The organism is Streptomyces sp. NPDC014656 (genome assembly GCF_043084305.1).
Classification (GTDB): Bacteria; Actinomycetota; Actinomycetes; order Streptomycetales; family Streptomycetaceae; genus Streptomyces.
Map to the genome: position 1 here is coordinate 225,658 of NZ_JBIBZN010000002.1, position 22,341 is coordinate 247,998.

The 22,341-nt window shown below is 72.7% G+C and carries 14 protein-coding genes and 1 pseudogene; 11 read left to right on the forward strand and 4 right to left on the reverse strand.

Annotated features, from left to right (window positions below; genetic code table 11):
* Positions 1-1,815: a DUF262 domain-containing protein gene (locus ACF1ED_RS04830; RefSeq protein WP_391756968.1), complete on the reverse strand. Its 1,815-nt coding sequence runs from the start codon at positions 1,813-1,815 to the stop codon at positions 1-3.
* A gap of 195 nt (positions 1,816-2,010) precedes the next feature.
* Here ACF1ED_RS04830 and brxD point away from each other — a divergent pair, with 195 nt between their 5' ends.
* Positions 2,011-3,345, forward strand: a complete 1,335-nt coding sequence (gene brxD, locus ACF1ED_RS04835; RefSeq protein WP_391756969.1) for a BREX system ATP-binding protein BrxD — start codon at positions 2,011-2,013, stop codon at positions 3,343-3,345.
* Entirely contained in the window at positions 3,342-5,471 is a 2,130-nt protein-coding gene (locus ACF1ED_RS04840) for a DEAD/DEAH box helicase (RefSeq protein WP_391756970.1), read from the forward strand. Before brxD ends, ACF1ED_RS04840 begins: the two co-directional genes overlap by 4 nt.
* Positions 5,472-5,563: 92 nt before the next feature.
* Here ACF1ED_RS04840 and ACF1ED_RS04845 read toward each other — a convergent pair whose 3' ends face one another.
* Positions 5,564-7,057: a M4 family metallopeptidase gene (locus ACF1ED_RS04845; RefSeq protein WP_391757501.1), complete on the reverse strand. Its 1,494-nt coding sequence runs from the start codon at positions 7,055-7,057 to the stop codon at positions 5,564-5,566.
* Between the two features lie 725 nt (positions 7,058-7,782).
* On the opposite strand from ACF1ED_RS04845, the gene ACF1ED_RS04850 reads away from it, so the two are divergent.
* The 5 genes and pseudogenes from ACF1ED_RS04850 to ACF1ED_RS04870 form a co-directional block, all read left to right on the forward strand.
* Positions 7,783-9,999, forward strand: coding sequence for a HEAT repeat domain-containing protein (locus tag ACF1ED_RS04850; RefSeq protein WP_391757503.1), 2,217 nt, complete (start codon positions 7,783-7,785; stop codon positions 9,997-9,999).
* A gap of 660 nt (positions 10,000-10,659) precedes the next feature.
* Positions 10,660-11,484, forward strand: coding sequence for a hypothetical protein (locus ACF1ED_RS04855; protein ID WP_391756971.1), 825 nt, complete (start codon positions 10,660-10,662; stop codon positions 11,482-11,484).
* Positions 11,481-12,770 (forward strand): ATP-binding protein, encoded by a 1,290-nt coding sequence (locus tag ACF1ED_RS04860; protein WP_391756972.1) that lies wholly within the window; start codon positions 11,481-11,483, stop codon positions 12,768-12,770. The genes ACF1ED_RS04855 and ACF1ED_RS04860 overlap by 4 nt, the downstream gene beginning before the upstream one ends.
* A gap of 214 nt (positions 12,771-12,984) precedes the next feature.
* Positions 12,985-14,376 carry an FtsW/RodA/SpoVE family cell cycle protein gene (locus ACF1ED_RS04865; protein WP_391756973.1) on the forward strand — a complete coding sequence of 464 codons (1,392 nt, stop codon included), beginning with the start codon at positions 12,985-12,987 and terminating at the stop codon, positions 14,374-14,376.
* A pseudogene (locus ACF1ED_RS04870) lies at positions 14,373-15,821 on the forward strand (penicillin-binding transpeptidase domain-containing protein); the annotation flags it as partial. The gene ACF1ED_RS04865 and the pseudogene ACF1ED_RS04870, both read left to right, overlap by 4 nt.
* A gap of 352 nt (positions 15,822-16,173) precedes the next feature.
* Here the strand turns inward: ACF1ED_RS04870 and ACF1ED_RS04875 are convergent.
* Complete coding sequence (locus ACF1ED_RS04875) at positions 16,174-17,340, reverse strand: ferritin-like domain-containing protein (RefSeq protein ID WP_391756974.1); 1,167 nt, start codon at positions 17,338-17,340, stop codon at positions 16,174-16,176.
* A gap of 169 nt (positions 17,341-17,509) precedes the next feature.
* Between ACF1ED_RS04875 and ACF1ED_RS04880 the strand changes: the two genes are divergently transcribed.
* The 4 genes from ACF1ED_RS04880 to ACF1ED_RS04895 all read left to right on the forward strand — a co-directional run bounded on the left by ACF1ED_RS04880 (position 17,510) and on the right by ACF1ED_RS04895 (position 21,090).
* Positions 17,510-18,445, forward strand: a complete 936-nt coding sequence (locus ACF1ED_RS04880; protein WP_391756975.1) for a diiron oxygenase — start codon at positions 17,510-17,512, stop codon at positions 18,443-18,445.
* 62 nt (positions 18,446-18,507) lie between these two features.
* Positions 18,508-19,230: a TetR/AcrR family transcriptional regulator gene (locus tag ACF1ED_RS04885; protein ID WP_391756976.1), complete on the forward strand. Its 723-nt coding sequence runs from the start codon at positions 18,508-18,510 to the stop codon at positions 19,228-19,230.
* Positions 19,231-19,240: 10 nt separating this feature from the next.
* On the forward strand, positions 19,241-19,582 hold the full coding sequence (locus ACF1ED_RS04890; RefSeq protein ID WP_391756977.1) for a hypothetical protein: 342 nt from the start codon (positions 19,241-19,243) through the stop codon (positions 19,580-19,582).
* Between the two features lie 89 nt (positions 19,583-19,671).
* The gene (locus ACF1ED_RS04895; RefSeq protein WP_391756978.1) at positions 19,672-21,090 is read left to right on the forward strand and encodes a C40 family peptidase; all 1,419 of its coding nucleotides are present in this window, start codon (positions 19,672-19,674) and stop codon (positions 21,088-21,090) included.
* On the opposite strand, the gene ACF1ED_RS04900 is transcribed toward ACF1ED_RS04895, so the two are convergent.
* Complete coding sequence (locus ACF1ED_RS04900; protein ID WP_391756979.1) at positions 21,060-22,298, reverse strand: styrene monooxygenase/indole monooxygenase family protein; 1,239 nt, start codon at positions 22,296-22,298, stop codon at positions 21,060-21,062. The genes ACF1ED_RS04895 and ACF1ED_RS04900 overlap by 31 nt on opposite strands.
* Positions 22,299-22,341: the final 43 nt, after the last annotated feature.

Consider the following 22,341-nt stretch of genomic DNA (forward strand, 5'->3'; position numbering starts at 1 on the left):
TCAGAACTCACCCGCCGGCTCGCCGCGGAAGACGGTCCGCTTGCCCATCGCCGCCTGGACGAGCTCGAGGAGCTGGTCGGCGCGGTCCTCGTAGAACTTGTCGAAATCCGAATCGTGAAGCGCGACCGGGTCGACGAGGTGAGTGGCGACGATGTCGTCGAACCACTCCTCCCGCACCCCGGACTCGAGCTGGAGCGCCTTGAGATAGGAGGCGGGAGGTCCGGCGATGCTGCGGCTGGCACGGAAGGACAAGGGCGTCTTGTTGACGATGGAGTTGACCTTCTTGAAGTGCCGGCTGGGGTTCTTGTCCGTCCAGGACTTGGGAAAGATCTGACGGACGTCCACTGTGTGGGCCACGATCTTGTCGGGGTTCAGCGGGGCTTCGGTGAAGTACCAGTCCACCGCACCCTGCTTGATCAGCAGCGCATAGATCCCCTTGTAGGCGGCGCTGTTGCGCGTGGTGAGCGAGTCCAGGCGATCGGCCAGGAACACTGCGTCCGAGACGGTATCGGGAATGATCCCCGGCTCCCGTCGGATCCAGGCCACCAGCTGTTCCACGTCACGCGCGAAGCGGGTTTCCAGCGAGCCGCCGTACATCTCGCCGAGTACACCGTTCCAATACCACTGAGCCACCTTCTCCTCGCCGTCCGTGGTGTCCGTAGCCTCTCCGACGACAGCCCGGACAGCTGCCAAAGGGACCAGCTGCGTTCGGTACGGCAGATCGGCACCGCGCACGATGCACTGGCGATGCAGGAAGGAGCCGACCCACTCGAAGGCATCGGCGATACGCGGAGCCAGGCGGCGGAAGTCCGCGAGCGGCAGCTCCAACAGGTCCCGGCGCTTGCAGGAGACAGCAGCACGAGGGTTCGACTGCTTCAGCTCCCAGGTGCGCAGCAGGGCTACTGCCTGAAGGAAGTCGCTGCTACTGAGACCGTCGCCCAGGCCGGCCTCGAGACTTCCCAGAACCTGGTACCGGGAGGCGAGCCTCGTCTTGATGTGCTGCCATTCCGTCGGAAGCTGGTAGTAGGTGCCGAAATCCGCTACGTGCTTCTGATCACCCGCGTACGTCGCGGTGAGCAGCTCGAAGACGTTCAGAGGCACGCCGCCGGTGTTGACGCGCTCGAACACCGCACAGACGGCGTCCATCGTGGTCTGCGCCGGCAGGTTGATCATGGGCACGTTGAACGCCTGGACATGGTTGAGCACATGCTCCTCGAACTGCGACCAGTGATCCCAGTTCGCCCCGTCGAGCTGCACGTAGGAACGCTGCCACTCGTTCACGCGCTTCGTGTCGAAGACGACGTTCAGCGGGAAGTACCCCGCCTCGCACTCCTTCTCTTTCGTGCTCAGATCGAGGACGATGCTGCGCGCGAAATTTGTCTTCAGGATGCGGTCCTCGGGTACGGACACGATGGCATCATCGCGTTCGGAAGCCGTCCCGATCGCCTTCGCGATGTCGATGTAGTACCAGCGCTTGAGTTCCTTGCCTCGGCCGTCCACCGTCTCGACCGGCTGATTCCGGTACAACGCCTGGAAGAGGGACGTGAGTCGCTGCTGACCGTCCAGGAGCAGCAGCTCAGGCGTCTCGGCGGATGCCTCCTCGGCTCCGCTCAGCGTGCGGGCCTTGAATTTGGGCTCACCACCCGTCTGGAGCGTCATGGCCACGCCCAGGGGGTAGTTGAGGGTCACGGTGGCGATCAGCGCTTTGATGCGCTCGTCATCCCACTTCCAGTCCCGCTGGAAGTCCGGGAGCTGCAGGGCTCCGGCGGCGACCTTCTTGAGAAGGTCCCTGAGCTTCGGATTGTCAAGGGACACTCTGGCTATTCCCCCACCTGGCGCATGAACGGTGCAATCCGCAATTGCACCAATGCCATCACGCCACGTCAACCGACATTCAAGACTCTGTCACAACGGCCGCTGGCGAAATGTGACCGCTCCAGTTGAGAGCTCCGGCATCCGCTCGACAGGGTCCCGCGCACCAGGCTGCACATGGGTGGAACACTGGCAGACGTGAGCATCGAGCAGCCCAAACGCCCCACCTCCGTGAGTGCCGCCCGACGGCGCGATGTCATCGACGCCCTGCGCCGCGGAGCGGTCCCCGAGAGCGGGCTCGATCTGCTGGCGACCGGACTTGACAGGTTCGAGGCCGCCCTCGATGCCGAACTGGACGCGGTGTGTTCGGGGTCGTCGGTCTTCAAGGCTGTACGAGGCGAGTACGGATCCGGCAAGACCTTCTTCACTCGCTGGCTGGGCGAGCGTGCCAAACGGCGCGGCTTCGCCGTCGCGGAGATTCAGATCTCCGAGACCGAAACGCCCCTCCACAAGCTGGAGACGGTCTATCGCCGCCTCACGGAACGGCTGGCCACCCCCGGGTTCCCGCCGAGCGCCCTGCGGCCTGTGGTGGACGCCTGGTTCTACGCACTGGAGGAGGACGCCCTGGCCTCCGGCGTGGCGGAGGAGGAGGTGCCCGCTACGGTCGACCGGCTCACCGAGGAGCGGCTTACAGAGGTGTCCCGTCACGCTCCTTCGTTCGCCGCCGCGCTCCGCGGGTATCGCAAGGCGCAGGGGGAAGGCGACGAGGCGTCCGCCTCGGCTGTGATGGCGTGGCTCGGCGGGCAGCCGCACGTCGCGGCATCAGCGCGCAGAGCCGCGGGCGTGCGCGGCAACCTGGACCACTTCGGCGCGTTCGGTTTCCTCCAGGGGCTCCTCACCGTGTTGCGCGACTCCGGGCACGCGGGCCTCTTCCTCGTACTGGACGAGGTCGAGACCCTGCAGCGGGTCCGCTCCGACGCCCGCGATAAGGCGCTCAACGCGCTGCGTCAGCTCATCGACGAGGTGCACTCGGGGCGGTTCCCGGGCCTCTACCTGGTCATCACCGGCACGCCCGCGTTCTACGACGGACAGCAGGGTGTCCAGCGGCTGGCGCCCCTCGCCCAACGCCTTGCCACCGACTTCACGACCGACCCGCGCTTCGACAATCCTCGAGCGGTGCAGCTCCGTCTGCCCGGCTTCACCCTGGACTCTCTGGTGGCTCTCGGCCTCACCATCCGCGACCTCTATGCGAGCGGATCCGTCGCCCCAGAGCGTGTGGTGGCGTCCGCCGACGACGCGTACGTCTCGGATCTGGCCCGGGCTGTGGGCGGTGCCCTGGGCGGCAGGGTCGGCGTGGCGCCACGACTCTTCCTGAAGAAGCTGGTGGGTGACGTCCTCGACCGGATCGACCAGTTCGAGGACTTCGACCCGCGCCGGCACTACGCGCTGACCGTGAACGCGTCGGAGATGAGCGAGGTCGAGCGCAACGCAGCCGCAAGTAGCGCAGACGAGATCGACCTGGAGCTCCCGTGACCGAAGGCCACGATCCGCTTGACCTCCTCCACCCCGGCCTGGTCCACCACATCGTCAACTCGCTGGGTTGGTCCGGACTCCGGCCTCTCCAGGAGGAGTCGATCACACCGCTGATGGACGGCTGCGACGCCGTGCTACTCGCACCGACCGCAGGAGGAAAGACCGAGGCCGCGGCCTTCCCACTGCTGTCACGGATGGAACAGGGGCGGTGGAGTGGCACTTCCGTCCTGTACGTCTGCCCGCTGAAGGCGCTCCTGAACAATCTGCTGCCCAGGCTGGAGACGTACGCGTCCTGGCTGGGACGCACGGCGGCGCTGTGGCACGGTGACGTTCCGCAGTCGCGACGCAAGCGCATCCTGCGCGACCGGCCGGACATCCTGCTGACCACGCCGGAATCCCTGGAGGCGATGCTGGTCAGTGCGAACGTTGACCACCGGACGTTCTTCTCGGGACTGCGCGCGATCATCGTCGACGAGGCGCACGCGTTCGCTGGGGACGATCGCGGCTGGCACCTGCTGGCCGTACTGGAACGATTGGAACGCGTCGCCGAACGCCCAGTCCAGCGTGTCGGGCTCTCTGCGACCGTCGGCAACCCCGGAGAGCTCCTGGCGTGGCTCCAGGGGGCGGGTGTCGGCACACGGTCCGCTCACGTCGTGGCCCCCCATCTGCGCGAGGGCTCCCCGGTGCTTCCGCCGCCCGGCGACGTGCAACTGGACTACGTCGGTTCCCTGGCCAATGCAGCGACGGTGATCGCAGCTTTGCATCAGGGCGAGAAGCGCCTGGTGTTCTGCGAGTCGCGCAAGCAGGTGGAGGAACTGGGCGCGAGTCTGCGCGCCAAAGGCGTGACGACCTTTCTGTCCCACGCCTCCCTCTCAGCCGACGAGCGTCGTCGCGCCGAAGATGCCTTTGCCGAAGCCCGTGACTGCGTCATCGTCTCCACCAGCACGCTGGAACTGGGCATCGACGTGGGCGACCTGGACCGGGTCATCCAGGTCGACGCGCCCAGCACCGTCGCCTCGTTCCTGCAGCGCCTCGGCCGCACCGGTCGGCGACCAGGATCGATACGGAACTGCCTCTTCCTCGCCACGGACGAGGCCGGTCTCCTTTCGGCCGCAGCCCTCCTGCTGCTCTGGGGCCGCGGCTGGGTCGAACCGGTGACCCCGCCTCCCGAGCCCCGACACATCGCGGCTCAGCAGGTGCTCGCACTCTGTCTGCAGGAACATCGCGTCGGAGACAGCGTGTGGCAGGAATGGTGGGGAGGACTCGGCCCATTCGGACCTCCTGCCGCGCCGCTCGTGCGCCACCTGGTCTCGGAGGGCTTCCTGGACCAGGACGGGGGAATGCTGTTCGTCGGGCCGGAGGCCGAGAAGCGCTTTGGGTACCGGAACTTCATGGACCTCACCGCAGTGTTCACCGCTGCTCCCGAGTTCACCGTGCTGGCCGGCCGCACGGAGATCGGTTCTACGGACCCCGCTCTGCTGACGGAGGAAGTCGTCGGACCCCGGCGGCTGCTCCTGGCCGGACGAAGCTGGCAGGTGACCTATATCGACTGGTCACGGCGTCGCTGCTTCGTTGAGCCGGCTGACGGGGGCGGGCGGGCCCGTTGGAGCGGCACCGGCTTTGCTCAAGGCTCTTCGTACCACCTCACCCGCGCTGTGAGAGAAGTACTGCTGGGGGCGGAACCGCTCGTGGTACTCACCCGACGAGCCAAGAACGCCCTCGCACACGTACGGGAAGACAACTTGGAGATCGTTCATCCGGGCGGCTCGGTGGTCACACGCGGTGGAAGGGATACCAATGTCCGCTGGTGGACGTGGGCCGGACATCGTGCGAATGCGACCCTTGCAGCGAGTCTCGGGGCGGTGACGGATCCGTTGCAACGCCCCCATTCTGCGTTCCTTCGCCTACGCGAAGACATCACCACCGAGGAGTGGCGCCAGGCCACGGCGGTAGCTAAGCAGCAGCTCTGTCTCCCTGCGGTCGACCCACGTGCGGTCAGCGGTCTGAAGTTCAGCGCCGCCCTACCATCACGGCTGGCCGAGGCGACGCTGGCCGCTCGACTGGCGGATCTCGAAGGGGCTTCGGCAGTACTGGGGGAGCCGACCCGGTTCACATCGAACCGGTAGTGACCTGCCGTAGCCGTTCACGCGTCGACGGGCAGACGCGCAAACGGCTGCGGCCCGAGAGAAGGGAGCAGAGCCCTTCTCTCGGAACAGGGTCACTTGACGTTGACGGCCTTCCAGGCGGCGTTGACCGCGGTGTATTCGGGGCTGGTGGCGCCGTAGAGGTCCGAGGTCGCGGAGAGGGTGGCGGTGCGGGCGCCGGCGTAGGTGGTGGAGGAGGTCATGTAGGTGGTGAGGGCCTTGTACCAGATCTTGTAGGCCTTCTGGCGGCCTATGCCGGTGAGGGTGGAGTTGTCGTAGGTCGGGGAGTTGTAGGTGACGCCGTTGATCGTCTTGGTGCCGCTGCCCTCGGCGAGGAGGTAGAAGAAGTGGTTGGCGGGGCCCGAGGAGTAGTGGACGTCGAGGCGGCCGAGGCTGCTGGACCAGTAGTCGGCGGAGTTGCCGTCCTTGCTGGGCTTGTCCATGTAGCGGAGCGGGGTGCCGTTGCCGCGGATGTCGATCTTCTCGCCGATGAGGTAGTCGCCGGTGTCGGAGGCGTTGGCGGCGTAGAACTCGACCGAGGTGCCGAAGATGTCGGAGGTGGCCTCGTTGAGGCCGCCCGACTCCTTGCTGTAGCGGAGGTTGGCCGTGGAGGCGGTGAGGCCGTGGGACATCTCGTGGCCGGCGACGTCGAGGGAGGTCAGCGGCTTGGCGTTGTTGGTGCCGTCGCCGTACGTCATGCAGAAGCAGGAGTCGGACCAGAAGGCGTTCACGTAGGCGTTGCCGTAGTGGACGCGGGAGTAGGCGGCGACGCCGTCGCCGCGGATGCCGTTGCGGCCGAGCTCGTTCTTGTAGAAGTCCCAGGTGACGGCCGCGCCGTAGTGGGCGTCGGCGGCGGCGGTCTCGCGGTTGCTCGCGAGGCCGTTGCCCCAGGTGTCGGTGGAGTTGGTGAAGAGGGTGCCGGTGCCGCTGGTGGCGCCCTTGAGGTCGTACGTCTTGTGGCCGCCGCGGGCGGTGTCGGTGAGGGTGAAGCCGGGCGCGGTGCCGAGGGTGACCTGGCCGCTGTACTGGGTGTTGCCGACGCCCGTCTCGATCGCCTCGTAGGAGTGGAGCTCCTTGCCCGTGGCGGCGTCCGTGACGACGTGGCGCTCGCTCGGCGTGCCGTCGTGCTGGAGGCCCTTCTCCACGGTCTCCCAGGCGAGGACCGGCTTGCCGCCGGCCGCCCAGATCACCTTGCGGGCGCCTTCGCGGGCCCTCTCTGCGGTGGTGGTCGGGACCGCGATGCGGGCCGAGGTCGCCTTGGTGGTGGAGCGGGCGCCGTTCTTCTTCCGGTGGACCACGAGGTCGCCGCCGAGGACGGGAAGGCCGTCGTAGGTGCGCTCGTAGCGGGTGTGGACGGTGCCGTCCGCGTCCTTGACGACGTCGCGGGCGACGAGCTCCTCCCGGTCGGCGAGGCCGATCGCCCGGGCGGTGTCGGCGGCCGACGCCTGGGCGTCCCGGATCGCGGCGGCGCGCTGCGGGGCGCTGAGGACCAGGGTGGCGGCACCGGTCGCGGACTCGGCGCGGGTCTCGGCACCCGCGGTTCCGGTCTGGACTCCGACGACGACCATGGCGGCCGAGGCGACGAGGGCGGCGGTGCGGACGACGGTCCGGCGGTGCGAGGACTGCTGGCGGATCACGCGGGCTCCTTCGCTGAAACGCGTGGGGGTGATGTGGGGGGTGACGCGGAGGGGAGCGTGTCAGGCGCATCGGGTTTTTGACAGGTATGCAACAAGGATTTGACCATTTGTTGTCCGAAGGACGGCGCGCGGTGTCCGCTATGCGGCAGGTCCGACGGGGGCCCGGGGAGGGCGAGTTCGGGCCCCTCCCTCCGGGGTGAGGGGCGTGCCGCCTGCCGGCCCCGCCTCCCCCGGGGGCGACATCGCGCCACGTCTGGAGCGGCGCGGAGAGCTACTCGGGCCCCTGTTCGGCGCGGGAGCTCCCGCGCTCCCCGGAGTCACGGGAGGCGAGGGGGGCCCACGGGTGGTTCCGAGCACCGCGGGGCGCGGGTGGGGAGGGGGTCGCGGCCGAGGCGGTCGGCTCGGCGTACCGTTCCGGCTCCCCGTGGCCGCCCCTACGCGCGCGTGGCCGTCCCGGACGCTCCACGCGCGCGTGCCGCCGCCGCGTTCCCGGCGGCCCGTACCGTCCGCAACGGGGCGCCCACCGCCCGTACATGGCGAAAACCGAGCGCAACGTCCGCCGTTCGCACGGTGCGTGACGTCCGTTCGGCTTCGATGTCCTTCCTGTGGTGCACACTTGCTGCCTGTTGAGCGCTCACGGGGAAGGCGGCCTGGCCATGCTGACGGGGATCGAGGAGGTCGACTGGGCCTCGCTGGGGCACGCGTACGGCCCCGCGGACGACGTGCCGGCGCTGCTGCGCGGCCTCGCCTCGGCCGACCCCGCCGAGCGGGAGGCCGCCCTCGACGGCATGTACGGCGCGGTCCATCACCAGGGCGACGTGTACGACTCCACCCTCGCCTGCATCCCCTTCCTCCTGGAGCTCGTCGCCGACCCGGCCGTCCAGGACCGCGGCGGCATCGTCGAGCTGCTCACCAGCATCGGCGGGATCGAGCTGGACGACGAGGACGACGACCTCGACGGGCCGGCCGGACCCGGCCCGGACGGCGACGGCTTCGTCCCGGCCGCGAACTTCGCGATGGCCGCCGCCGCGGTCGCCGCCGGCGCCGACGTCTTCCTCGGGCTGGTCGACGGCGCCGACCCCGAGGCACGGCTGGCCGCGCCCGTGGCGCTGGCTTCGCTGCACCCGGACCCCGCGCGCGTGCTCACCCTGCTGCGGGAGCGGCTGACCGTGGAGCCGGACACGGAGGTGCGGCTGGCGCTGGTCGCGGCGGTGGGGCGGATCGCGCTGCGGCACGCATCGCTGCGCGCGGAGACCGTCGACTGGCTGGGCTGGCTGGCGGGGGCGGCGCAGGACCCGGGGCTACGGCTCGCGGCGCTGGCGCAGCTCGCGCGCTGCTCGCCGGGGCGGATCCCGGAGGACATCGTGCGGTGGGTGACGGAGCTCCTGGAGGAGATCCGGACGGCGCCGCGCCCCGAGCCGTCGGCCTGCGGGGACGGAGACGGGAACGGGAACGGGAACGGGAACGGGAACGGAGGCAGGGAGCGGGACCGGGACCGGGACGGCGAACCGGGGTCCGTCCGGATGCCGGTGACGCTCGTGGGGCAGGTGCGCGAGCTGCTCGAAGAGCATGTGGCGGGGCGGCGGACGCCGTGGACGGAGGAGCTGCTGCGCACCCTGCACGGGGCGCTGGACGACCGGGTGGACGACCGGATCGCGCTGATCCTGGCGCAGTTGCGCAGCCCCGACCCGGGCCAGCGGGCGGACGCGGTCTGGCTGTGCGGGGGGCTGATACGGCTCTGGCGGGGGCGGTACGAGGAGGTGGTGCGGCTCGTCGGCGAGCAGCTGGCCGATCCGGACGCCCGGCTCCGGGACGCCGCCACCGCCTTCCTGGAGCGCCTCTTCGAGCTGGGCGCCCCCGCGGCCGACGGGCTCGCGGCCGTCCTCGCCGGAGGCCCGGGCGGCGCGGGCCGGGCGGCGGCGCCCTCCGGCGGCCTGGGGGAACTGACGGGCCGGACCGGGCGGGACGGGGCGCTGCTCGCCCTGGCGCGGAGCGGCGACCCCCGTGCCGTGCCGCTGCTCGCGCGGGCGCTGGAGGGGCCGGGCGAGGTGCGGCGCGAGCTGCTGTACGCGGTCGACGGGCTGGGCCCGGCCGCGGCGGGGCTCGCGCCGCTGCTGCGGCGGCGGCTGGCGGCGGTGGAGCTGGACGACGACCTGTACGACCGGGCGTCCCCGCTGCTGTACGCCCTGGCGGCGGCACGCGGCGGGCAGGCGCTGCCGGAGGTGCTGCGGGTGCTGCGGGGGGCGCCGGAGCACCGGCGGGCATGGGTGCGGGAGGCCGCGGCGCGGACCCTCGGCGCGTTCGGGCCCGCGGCCCGGGAGGCCGTACCGGATCTGCGGGAGCTGCTCGGCGCCGACTCGGCGACGGTCGCGACGACGGCGGCGCGCGCCCTGTGGGCGGTGGAGGGCGACGCGGAGGCGGTGGTGCCGGTGCTGGTGCGGTGGCTGCGGCCGGGGGCGTCGGGCGCCGACCGGTGCGCGGCGGCCCAGGCGCTGGGGGCCATCGGCCCGGCGGCGGCCGGGGCGGCCCGGGCGCTGCGGCCGGGGCTGACCTCACGGGACCTGTGGGAACGGGTGCGGTGCGCGGCGGCGCTGTGGCGGGTGTCCGGGGAGACGGACCGGACGCTGCCGGTGCTGCTCGCGGCCTGGGAGGAGAACCGGCACGCGCGCGTGGACATCGCCGAGTGCCTGGCCGAGATGGGCCCGGCCGCCGCGGCGGCGCAGCTGCCGATCCTCACCGAGCTGACGCGCCGCCGCCGGCACAACGCCCGCGAGGGCGCCTCCGGCAGCCATGACATCCACCAGGACGAGAAGCTCCTCACCCTGTGCCGCGCGGCGCTGGCCCGGATGGAGCTGCGGGGACTCCAGGGGTAGTCCGCGGCCTATGGGGCGGGGCGGGGCGGGGCGGGGCGGGGCGGGGTGGGGTGGGGTGGGGTGGGGGCCGTGCCCTTAGGGGGCTTTTGGCGGCTTCCGGCTTCTTCTGGCTGCTTCCATCGGCTTCTGGCCGCTTCCATCAGCTTCCGGTGGCTTCTCGCGGCCTGGGCCGTCGCGCCGCTGCCGGAGTCCGTGGCTGCGATGGACGCGCGGAGGGCCGCCACGCCGATCCCGGCGGAGAGGGCCACGGCCAAGAAGACGCTCTCCGGGTCCGGGATCCTGGACGCCGGATCCAGGGGCCGGAGGCAGGGATCCCGGATCCAAGTTCCTGGACGCCGGATCCAAGATCCGGGATCCAAGATCCGGGATCCAAGATCCGGGAGCCGGGATCCGGGAGCCGGGAGCCCAGGGCACCGTCGGCGTCGAGCAGGTCACCGGCGAGGAGTCCTCCCGGTCGTCCGGCTGCCGCGCCGTACCGCCCCCCGCCCCACCCCGCCCCACCCCCGTACCCCGTACCCCCCGTATCGCCCGTACCGCCCCGCCCCTCCGAGCCGACTCTGGGCGCCCCCGAGCTCCCCTTGAGCAACAATCACGACAATCCACCGATAGAGGACACCACATATCGTTCTACCCAAGACCGGTCACCATCCGAGGAGCACCGTGAGACCCCGTACCGTCCGGCTCGCCGCGGCCCTCGCGCTGGGCGCGCTTCCGCTCCTCGCCGGGTGCGGCGGCGGGGGCGGGCTCGAGAGCGACGGGCCGTCGGAGACGGCGGTGGGGCCCGTGCGGTTGTGGCCCGACCTGCCGCCCGCCTCCGATCCGCCGGTCGACTACGGCGAGACCGACACCGAGCGGGTGCCGGGGATCGCCGTGCGGGGCGCCGACGTACGGACGGTGGACCCGGTCGCGGTGGTGCGGGCCGAGGTGGCCGCGCGCCCCGGCACCGACGCGAGGGACGACGGGATGGACGAGGGGACGGCGCGGGCGGTGCTCGCCTGCGACACCGCGCCGGCGAAGTGCCCGGTGCTCTCGCCGTACTACCGGGACCTCACGGGCAACGGCCGGAACGAGCTGATCGTCGGGATCCGGCTGCCCGAGCAGCAGGTCGCCGTGCGCGTGTACCTGGCCGAGCGGGGCGGGCTCACCCGGGTCATGTCCACCGTCGAACAGGTGATCAGCGTGGAGCTGGCGGGGCGGGACCTGGTCGTGCGGGCCGCCTCGGCGGGGATCCCCGGGTACGAGTACCGCACCGTCTGGTCGTGGGACCAGCTCCAGCACAGCATGCTGCCGACGCGGGACGAGATCGTGCCCGTACGGCCCCCGTCGGACTCCCCCCGCTCTCCCCGCACGGCCTCCCCTCGTACGGCCTCCCCTCGTACGGCGCCGCCCGGTACCGAACCGTCCGGTACCGAACTCCCCGGTATCGAGCCCCCCGGTGCCGGGCCGTCCGGCCCGGGCTCCCCGCGTGCGGAGCCGGCGCCGTGAGTCCGCGCCGTGCCCGGCGGCCGCGCGCGCCCGCCTGGACCGCGACGCTCACCTGGAAGGCCGCGGTCTTCATCGGCGTGATGTGCTGCGCCCTGGCCGCCCTGCTGGGCACGCTGGTGCACGTCTCCGTGACCGGGCAGACCGTGCGCGACGCCCGGGAGAAGGCGCTGTCCCGGCTCGCGGAGGTCACCCGGTCGTACGAGGCGGGCGAGCCGCTGCCGCCGTTCGCCGGGCTCGACCCGGCCGGGCTGCCGGAGCCGCTGCGGCGGCTGACCGCGCGCGGCGAGCGCGGCACCATGACCTCCGACCACCAGGGCCGGCCCACCATGTGGGCGGCGGGCCCGGCGGACGGCCACGCGCTCGCCGTCCGCGTCGACCACAGCGTGGGCGCGGGGACCATCGACGCCCTGGACCGGTCGATCGTCGGCTCCTCGATCCTCGCGATCGCGGCGACGCTGGCGGTCGGCGTCAGCGCCGTCACCCGGGTCACCCGGCGGCTCCACGCCACCGCGCAGGTGGCCCGCCGGATCACGGCGGGGGACCTGGACGCGCGCGTGGACGACCCCCGCACGAAGGACCCTCGGCGGCCGCAGGACGAGGTGGCGACGGTCTCCGGGGCGCTGGACACGATGGCCTCCTCGCTCCAGCGCAAGCTCCAGAACGAGCAGCGCTTCACGGCGGACGTGGCCCATGAGCTGCGCACCCCGCTCACGGGCCTCTCGGCCGCCGCCGAACTGCTGCCGGAGGGCCGGCCGGCGGAGCTCGTACGGGACCGGGTGAAGGCCATGCGCGGGCTGACCGAGGACCTCCTGGAGATCTCCCGGCTGGACGCCCGCAACGAGACCGTCGACCTGGCCGTGCACGAACTCGGGCCGCTGGTCGAGCGGGTGGTGCGCGCCTCCGGCACGCGGACGGAGGTGCGGATCGCGCGGGACGCCGCGGTCGAGACGGACCGGCGGCGCCTCGAACGGGTGCTGGGGAACCTGGTCGCCAACGCCCACCGGCACGGCCGGCCGCCGGTGGTCGTGACCGTGGACGGGGCGACGGTGGCGGTACGGGACCACGGGCCGGGCTTTCCGGAGTACCTGCTCTCCTCCGGTCCGCAGCGCTTCCGCACCGAGAGCGGCGGCAAGGGGCACGGTCTGGGGCTGACGATCGCGGTGGGCCAGGCGGAGGTGATCGGCGCCGAGCTGGAGTTCGGCCGGGCCGCGGAGGGCGGCGGCGCCGAGGCGCGGATCCGGCTGCCGGAGTACGTACGGTTCGAGGACGACGCCCCGGAGGGATGAACGGCCCCGCCCCCGTCCCGTCCCGTTCCGGCCCAACCCACCCCGCCCCGCCCCATCCCGTCCCCACGACAGCCCCGCGGCGAACGCCCCCGCTCCCGCCCCCGCCCCGCACCCGCCCCCACCCACGGCACGACCACAGCACACCCACGGCACGCCCACGGCACACCGTCACACAAAAGGGACATACGGCATACGGCTTGCTACGTTGCCGACCATGACCGCACTTCGGACCACGGACGCGCCCCCGGACGCGCCGCCGCCCGGTGTCCGGGTCCCGAAGCGGCGCGGGGTGGAACTGGTGCTGCTCCTCGGCGCCGTCCTCATCTCCGTCTGCGGCTACGCCGAGGTGGGACTCGCCCACGACGGGGCCGTGCCGCCGGACGCCGCCCGCTACGGCGCGGGGCTCGGCCTGCTCGCGCTGCTCGCGCACCTCGCCGTGCGGTTCCGGGCGCCGTACGCCGACCCGCTCCTGCTGCCGATCGCCCTCCTGCTCAACGGCCTCGGCCTGGTGCTGATCTACCGGCTCGACCTGGAGACCCCCCGGGACCAGGCGGCGACCCCGCAGCTGGTCTGGTCGACGCTCGGCGTCGCGCTCTTCATCGTGGTCGTGGTGCTGCTGCGCGACCACCGCGCCCTCCAGGGGTACGCGTACGTCTCGGTGGCCGCCGCGCTGGCCCTGATGATCCTTCCGATCTTCTTCCCGGCGGTGAACGGGGCCCGGATCTGGATCCGGATCGGCGGGCTTTCCTTCCAGCCGGGCGAGTTCGCGAAGATCCTGCTGGCGGTCTTCTTCGCCGCGTACCTCTCCGCCAACCTCAGCGCGCTCGCGTACGCGGGGCGCCGGATCTGGCGGTTCCAGTTCCCGACCTGGCGGGTGCTCGGGCCGATCGTGGCGATCTGGCTGCTGAGCGTCCTCGTCCTGGTCCTGGAGCGGGACCTCGGCACCTCGCTGCTCTTCTTCGGCCTCTTCGTGATCATGCTGTACGTGGCCACCGGCCGCACCGGCTGGATCGCCATCGGGCTGCTGCTCGCCGCCGCCGGGGCCTTCCTGATCGGCTCGGTCGAGCCGCACGTGCACAGCCGGGTGCAGGACTGGCTGGATCCGTACGCCTCCATCCGGGCCGGCGACGGGCCCGGGCAGCTCGCCCAGTCGCTCTTCGCCTTCGCCGCCGGCGGGATGCTCGGCACCGGCCTCGGGCTCGGGCACTCGGTCCTCATCGGCTTCGCCGCCAAGTCGGACTTCATCCTGGCGACGGCCGGCGAGGAGCTGGGGCTCCTCGGGCTCACCGCGCTCTTCCTGCTGTACGGGCTCTTCGTGGCGCGCGGCTACCGGGCCGGGCTCGCGCTGCGGGACCCCTTCGGACGCCTGCTCGCCGTCGGGCTCGCCTCGATCGTGGCGCTCCAGGTCTTCGTGATCGCGGGCGGGGTGATGGGGCTGATCCCGCTGACGGGCATGGCGATGCCGTTCCTGGCGCAGGGCGGTTCGTCGGTGGTGACCAACTGGGTGATCGTCGCGCTCCTGGTGCGGGTGAGCGACTCGGCGCGGGCGCCGCGGCCGGAGACCGCGGACACCGGCGAGCTCGCCCGGGTGGAGGCGGGCCGGTGATCCGGTACATCCGGCGGGCCGCCGCGCTCTGTCTCGTCCTGCTCGTCGCGCTGCTGGTCAACGCGGGGCGCGTGATGCTGGTCGAGGCCGGCGAGCTGGACGCGAACCCGGCCAACCGGCGGGGCGCCATCGCCCGCTGGGCCGAGCCGCGCGGCCAGATCGTCGTCGACGGCAGGCCGGTGACCGGCTCCCGCGACAGCGGCCAGCAGCTGCGCTGGGAACGGACCTACCGCCGGGGCCCGTTGTACGCGCCGGTGACCGGCTACGCCTCCCAGACCTACGGCACCACGATGGTCGAGGACGCCGAGGACGCGCTCCTGGCCGGCACCGACCCGATGCTGGCGCCGCTGCCCCTGTGGAACGACTTCACCCGGGGGCGTTCCCCCGGCGGCACCGTGGTGACCACGATCCGCTCCTCGATGCAGGAGGCCGCCTACCGCGGGCTGGACGGCAAGCGCGGCGCGGTCGTGGCGCTCGAACCGTCGAGCGGCCGGATCCTGGCGCTGGTCTCCTCTCCCTCGTACGAGCCCGGCGTGCTCTCCGGCACCGGCCCGGAGGTGAAGGACGCCTGGGCCCGGCTGACCACCTCGCCGAACCAGCCGATGCTCAACCGGGCGCTGCGGCAGACCTATCCGCCCGGCTCCACCTTCAAGATCGTGACCGCGGCGGCGGCGCTGGACTCCGGGGTGGTGCGGGACGTGGACGCGCCGACGGACACCCCGGACCCCTTCGTGCTGCCCGGCACCCGGCAGGTGCTGCCGAACGAGGCGCGGGGGTGCGAGGACGCCTCGCTCGCGTACGCCCTCCAGTGGTCCTGCAACACGGTGATGGCCGGGCTCGGCGTGGACGTCGGCCTGGAGGACATGGTCGGCACGGCGGAACGGTTCGGCTTCGACGACACGACCCTGCGGGTGCCGTCCTGGGTCGCGAAGTCCAACTTCGACCGGGTGATGAGCCCGGACCAGCTGGCGCTGTCGTCGATCGGGCAGTTCGACACGACGGCCACGCCCCTCCAGATGGCGATGGTGGCGGCGGCGGTCGCCAACACCGGGGAGATCGCGCAGCCGTACCTGGTCGACCGGACGACCACCTCCGGCGGGAGGACCGTGGACCGCACCCCGCGCCGCGGCTACCGGCAGGCGATGAGCCCGTCGACCGCCCTCCAGCTCCAGCGGCTGATGGTGAGGGCGGTCGAGGAGGGGACGGGGACGAACGCGGCGATCCCCGGGGCCCGGGTCGGCGGCAAGACGGGCACCGCGCAGCACGGCTTCGGCAACACGGGGACCCCGTACGCCTGGTTCATCGCCTGGGCGCAGGCGGAGGGATCGGCCCGGCCCGCGGTCGCGGTGGCGGTGGTCGTGGAGGACGCGGAGGCGGCCCGTACGGACATCAGCGGGGGCGGCAGCGCGGCCCCGATCGCCCGGGACGTGATGCGCGAGGCGCTGCGCCTGGAGGCCGAGTCCCGGGGCGCGCCGGGCGCGCGGGGCGAGCGCGCCACGGAGCCGGCGCCCCCGGCCCGGCCCCGGGGCGCACCGGGGGCCCGGCCCCCGAAGGCCGCTCCCCCGGCCTCGCCCTCACCCCCGGCCCCGCCGCGCCCGCGCGGCGCCCCGGGCGCGCGGACGACCGGCGCACCGGAGACACGGGAGACCGACGGTCCGGACCGGGCGAGCCCCGGCGACTGACGACACGGGCGGACGCGCACGCGGGTACGGGCAGGGGCTCGGGCCCCGTCGCCCACTCCTCCACCGCCTCACCCGCTCCTCCACCGCCCCGCCCGCCACTCCACCGCCCCGCCCGCTACTCCTCCCCTTCCCCCGCCTCCGTCCCCGTTCCCGCCCCCGTCCCCGCCCCCGCCCCCGCCCCCGCAGCGATCGCGTCCGTCACCTCCGCGACCCGCTGCCGCTCCTCCTCCGCGAAGCGCTCGGCGTCGAGGCGTTCGGCGATCTCCTCGTCCTGGGTCATGAGGAGGTCGAGGTTGGAGTCGCCGAGGTCGAAGACGCCCATGTCGAGGTACGCCTTCTGGAGGCGCTCGCCCCAAAGGCCGATGTCCTTGACGCAGGGGACGATCCGGCTGAAGAGGAGCTTGCGGAAGAGGTGCAGGAATTCGCTCCGCTCGCTGAACTCCTCCGCCTCCTTGCGCGGGATGCCGAAGTTCTCCAGGACCTCGACCCCGCGCAGCCGGTCGCGCATCAGGTGGCAGCCCTCGATGACGAACTCCTCGCGCTCGCGCAGTTCGGCGTCGGTGAGCTGCTTGTAGTGGTCGCGCAGGGCCATCCGTCCGAAGGCCACGTGCCGGGCCTCGTCCTGCATGACGTACGCGAGGATCTGCTTCGGCAGCGGCTTGTCGGTGGTGTCGCGGATCATGCCGAAGGCGGCGAGGGCGAGGCCCTCGATGAGCACCTGCATGCCGAGGTAGGGCATGTCCCAGCGGGAGTCGCGGAGGGTGTCGTCGAGGAGGGTCTGGAGGTCGTCGTTGATCGGGTAGAGCATCCCGACCTTCTCGTGCAGGAAGCGGCCGTAGATCTCGGCGTGCCGGGCCTCGTCCATGGTCTGGGTGGCGGAGTAGAACTTCGCGTCGAGGTCGGGCGCGGACTCGACGATCCGGGCGGCGCAGACCATGGCGCCCTGCTCGCCGTGGAGGAACTGGCTGAAGTTCCAGGAGGCGTAGTGGCGGCGCAGCTCGCCCTTGTCCTTCTCGGTGAGCTTGGCCCAGTGGCGGGTGCCGTGCAGGGCGAGCGCCTCGTCGGGGGTGCCGAGCGGGTCGTACGGGTCGACCTCCAGGTCCCAGTCGATGCGGCGGGCGCCGTCCCACTGCTTGTCCTTGCCCTTCTGGTAGAGGGCGAGGAGCCGGTCACGGCCGGCGTCGGCCATGTCGTACTCCCAGGAGAAGCGGGCGTCTCCGGTGGCCGGGATCTCCCGGCCGGGCCCGGACGGGGGGTTCACGTAGAGCTCGTGCGTCGACATCGACCACTCCTTCCGGCCACCGGCGTCCTGCCGCCGCCAGCAGGCTCACACGTTGCTGTACGAAGCGTCAACAAGTCGCGCGCAGGGGATTGACGGGCTTGCTGACGGGCAGTCTGATAGCGAGTGACCGACGGTAACCCGAGTCCGACGCCAGCGAGGTGTCCCCGCCATGAGTCCCTTCACCGAGCCCGACTTCACCCGGCTGCGGGACGCGCTCGGACCGCTCCGCGACCGCGAGCGGCTCGCCGAACGGCTCCTGGAGTCGTCCCGCAAGCACTCCTACGACCCCGACACCGAGCTCGACTGGGACGCCCCCTTCGAGGACGGCCGGTGGTACTGGCCGCCGGAGCTGGTCTCCCTCTACGACACCCCGCTGTGGCGCCGGATGTCCGAGGAGCAGCGGATCGACCTCTCCCGCCACGAGGCCGCCTCGCTCGCCTCGCTGGGCATCTGGTTCGAGGTCATCCTGATGCAGCTGCTCGTGCGGCACATCTACGACAAGTCGCTGACCAGCCATCACGTGCGGTACGCGCTCACCGAGATCGCGGACGAGTGCCGGCACTCGATGATGTTCGCCCGGATGATCCGCAAGAGCGGGACCGGCGACTACCCGGTGCCGCGGGTCTACCACAACCTCGCCCGCGTCCTGAAGACCGTCTCCACCACCCCGGGCTCCTTCGCCGCCACCCTGCTCGGCGAGGAGATCCTCGACTGGATGCAGCGGCTGACCTTCCCGGACGAGCGGGTCCAGACGCTGATCCGCGGCGTGACCCGGATCCACGTGGTGGAGGAGGCCCGGCACGTGCGCTACGCCCGCGAGGAGCTGCGCCGCCAGATGGTGACGGCGCCGCGCTGGGAGCAGGAGTTCACCCGGCTCAGCTGCGGCGAGGCCGCCCGGGTCTTCTCGACCTGCTTCGTCAACCCCGCGGTGTACGACGCGGTGGGCCTGGACCGGCGGGAGGCGGTCGCCCAGGTGCGGGCGAGCGGCCACCGGCGGGAGGTCATGCAGTCCGGCGCCCGGCGCCTGACGGACTTCCTCGACGACATCGGCGTGCTGCGGGGGCCGGGCCGGCGGCTCTGGCGGTCCTCGGGCCTGCTGGCCTGAGGGTGGCGGGCGGCTTCCGGACCGGGACCCGGAGGCGGCGGTACCGGGGTTACGCTGCGGACATGACGAGCGCCGCCTCTCCCGCGTACCGCCGGCTCAGCGTCGAGGAGCGGCGCGGCCAGCTCCTGGAGGCCGCGCTCGGGCTCTTCGCGCACCGCGCCCCCGAGGACGTGTCGCTCGACGACGTCGCCGAGGCGGCCGGGGTCTCGCGGCCGCTGGTCTACCGCTACTTCCCCGGCGGCAAGCAACAGCTGTACGAGGCCGCGCTGCGCTCCTCCGCCGACGCCCTGAACCGCTGCTTCACCGAGCCCGAGGACGGCCCGCCCACCGAGCGGCTCGGCCGGGTCCTGGACCGCTACCTCGCCTTCGTGGACGGCCACGACGCCGGTTTCAGCGCGCTGCTGCGCGGCGGGAGCGTCGTCGAGACCTCCAACACCACGTCGATCGTGGACGAGGTGCGGCGGGCCGCCGCCGCGCAGATCTTCCTGCACCTGGGCGCGGAGCGGCCGGGCGCGCGGCTCGGGATGCTGGTCCGCACCTGGATCGCGGCCGTCGAGGCGGCCTCCCTCATCTGGCTGGACGAGGACAAGCGGCCGGCCGCCGGCGAGCTGCGCGACTGGCTGGTCGACCACCTCGTCGCCCTCCTGGCGGCCGGCTTCGCGAGCGACCCCGAGACGGCCGCGGTGGTGCGGCGGCTGCTCGCCCAGGAGCGTCCCGACGGGCCCGTCGCCGCTCTCGCCCGGCGCCTGGCGCCCCTCGTCGGCGAGGCGGCGCACCTGCTGTGAGACTGGTGGGGTGAGAAGCGAGAACACCCCCTTCCGCGGCGGCCCCCTCGACGGGCGGGTGCTGCCCATCCTGCTCGGCGCGACCGGCCACCCGCCGAAGTGGTACGAGGTGCCGGTGCCGGCCCACGACGGCCGCCCGCCCGCGCTCCACGCGTACCGCCGCGAGCCCGCGGGCCACACCCGGCGCCTCGGACTCCAGCGCGGCTGGGTCTACGAGTACGCCCCCGAGGGCCGCGAGCGGCGCGAGCTGAAGTGGCCGTGGTCGAAGCCGGCCGCGCGGCGGGACGCGGAACCGGGTACGGAACCGGACGCGAAGCCGGGCACGGAGCCGGACGGAGGGCCGAACGGGTGACACGGGGAGCCACGCCCCGATCCGTACGGTAATCGGATGAATTGACGCGCCATGATGCCTCCGGAGCCCGCTCTGGAGGTGGTGGTGACGTGTCGCGAAGGCTGCTGCGCACGGTCTGTACGGGAACCCTGGCCGCCCTGACGGCCCTGACCGGCCCCGCGGCGGCCGCACCGGCGCCCCCAGGGCCGCTCGCGCCGCTCGCCCTGGCGGACCCGGCGGCGGAACCGGTGGGCCCGGTGGACCCGGACAGCGTGGCGAACGCCGAAGCCGAGGCGGCGGACACCGAAGCCGACGCCGCGGACACCCAGCCGGACGTTGCGGACACCGAAGCCGACGCCGCGGACACCCAGCCCGACCCGGCGGACACCGAAGCCGACGCAACGGACACCCAGCCCGACGCAACGGACACCGGAGCCGCCCCTGCGGACGACGACGCCGGGGCCCTCGCGCCCTCCGGCGGGGGTTCCGTGGCCACGCTGCTCACCCGCCTCCGCACCCTCTACCGGGAGGCGGAGGAGGCCACCGAGGGGTTCAACGCCGCCGAGGAGGCGCTGAAGGTCCAGCAGGCCGACACCCGGCGGATCGCCGCCGGCCTGGAGAGCGCCCGCACCGCCCTGGCGCGCGGCCGGGCCGAGGCGGGGCGGCTCGCCCGGGAGCAGTACCAGGGCCGGACCTCCTACGCCTCGCCGCTGCGGCTGCTCTTCGCCGCCGATCCGCAGTCGGCCCTCGACGCGCGCCGCCTGCTGGACCGGACGGCCCGCGACCGCGCCGCCGCCGTCCCCCGGCTCCGGGCCGCCGAACGCCGGGCCGCCTCCCTGGCCGCCGCCTCCCGGACCGCCCTCGACCGGCAGCGAACCCTCGCCGCGCGGCAGCGGACCCGGCGGGACGAGGTCCGGAAGAAGCTCGCGGAGGTCGAGGCGCTGCTCGCCTCGCTCTCGCCCGCCCAGCTGGCGCGCCTGACGGAACTGGAGCGGGAGCAGACGGCCGGCGCCCAGCGCGAGCTCCTCGGCTCCGGCGCCCTCGGCCCCGCCCGCACCCCGTCCGCGGCGGGCGCGGAGGCGCTGCGCTTCGCGGTCGGGCAGCTCGGGAAGCCGTACGAGTGGGGGGCGGAGGGACCGGAGGCGTACGACTGCTCGGGGCTGACGCAGCGGGCCTGGGCGGCGGCCGGCCGGGACATCCCGCGCACCAGCCAGGAGCAGTGGGCCGAGCTGCCCCGGGTGCCGCTGGACGAACTGCGGCCCGGGGACCTGGTGGTGTACTTCCCGGGCGCCACCCATGTGGCGCTCTACCTGGGCGAGGGCCTGGTGGTGCAGGCCCCGCGCCCCGGCGGCCGGGTGAAGGTCTCGCCGCTCGCAGCGAACCCGCTGCTCGGGGCGGTCCGGCCGGACCCGGGCGGCGCGGCCCTGGAGTCGTACGCCCCGCCCGTCCTCCCGGAGTCGGCCCGGGAGGGTTCGGACGAGGGGTACGACGGGGCGGGTCAGGCTCCGGAGGCCACCGAGGCCAGGTAGGCGGAGGCCTTCTCCGGGTCGAAGAAGAAGTTCTCGAAGTCGGCGGGGTCGTCGAAGCCGTTGGCGAAGCGGTCGGCGATCGGCTGGAGTTCGCCGGCCGCGCCCAGCAGCTGGAGGACGTGCTCCGGCGGCGGGGCCAGCATCGCGTTGGTCCACTTGGTGACCGGCTCGGCGGTCTTCCAGTAGCGGTCGAAGGCGGACCGCATCCACGCCTCGTCGAAGGGCCGGTCGCCGTGCTCGACGATCGCGGCGAGGTAGGCGGCGGCGCACTTGGACGCGGAGTTGGAGCCCTGGCCGGTGATCGGGTCGTTGGCGACGACGACGTCCGCGACGCCCAGCACGAGGCCGCCGCCCGGGAGGTGGCCGACGGGGTTGCGGACGGTGGGGGCGTAGCGGCCCGCGAGGGTGCCGCCCGCGTCGGTGAGCTCGACCTTGGTGGCGCGCGCGTACTCCCAGGGCAGGAACTTCTCCATGAGCTCCAGCGTCAGGGCGAGGTGCTCGGAGGGGTCCTTGACGCCCTGGAAGGCGTCGACGGGGCCGCCGGGGACGCCCTCCCAGAAGAGGATGTCCGCGCGGCCGGAGGTGGTGAGGGTCGGCATGACGAAGAGTTCGCCGACGCCGGGCACGAGGTTGCAGCGGACCGCGTCGAAGTCGGGGTGCTCGGGGCGCGGGCCGAGCCCGTGCACGTACGCGACGGAGAGCGCGCGCTGCGGCTCGGCGTACGGGGAGCGCTCGGCGTCCCGGCCGAACATGGAGACCAGCTCGCCCTTGCCCGCGGCGACGAGCACGAGGTCGTAGCGGCCCGCGAAGAAGTCGAGGTCGCCCACGGCCGCGCCGTGGATGACGAGCTGTCCGCCACGCTGGGCGAAGGTCTCCATCCAGCCGGCCATCTTCACCCGCTGGTCGACGGACTGGGCGAAGCCGTCGAGCCTGCCGACCCAGTCGATGAGGCGGGCCGAGTCGGGGCCGGCGACGGAGACGCCGAGGCCCTCGATCCTCGGGGCCTGGGACTCCCAGAAGTTCAGGCCGAGGTCGCGCTCGTGCCCGAGCGCGGTGTCGAACATGCACTGGGTGGACATGACGCGGCCGGAGCGGATCTCGTCCGCCGTCCGGTTCGACATCAGGGTGACCTCGTACCCCTGGGACTGGAGGCCGAGGGCGAGCTGGAGGCCGGACTGTCCGGCGCCGACTATGAGTATCTTCCGCATGGGCGGGGCTCCTGGAGCGAAGGCGAAGGTGGTGCGTGGGGGG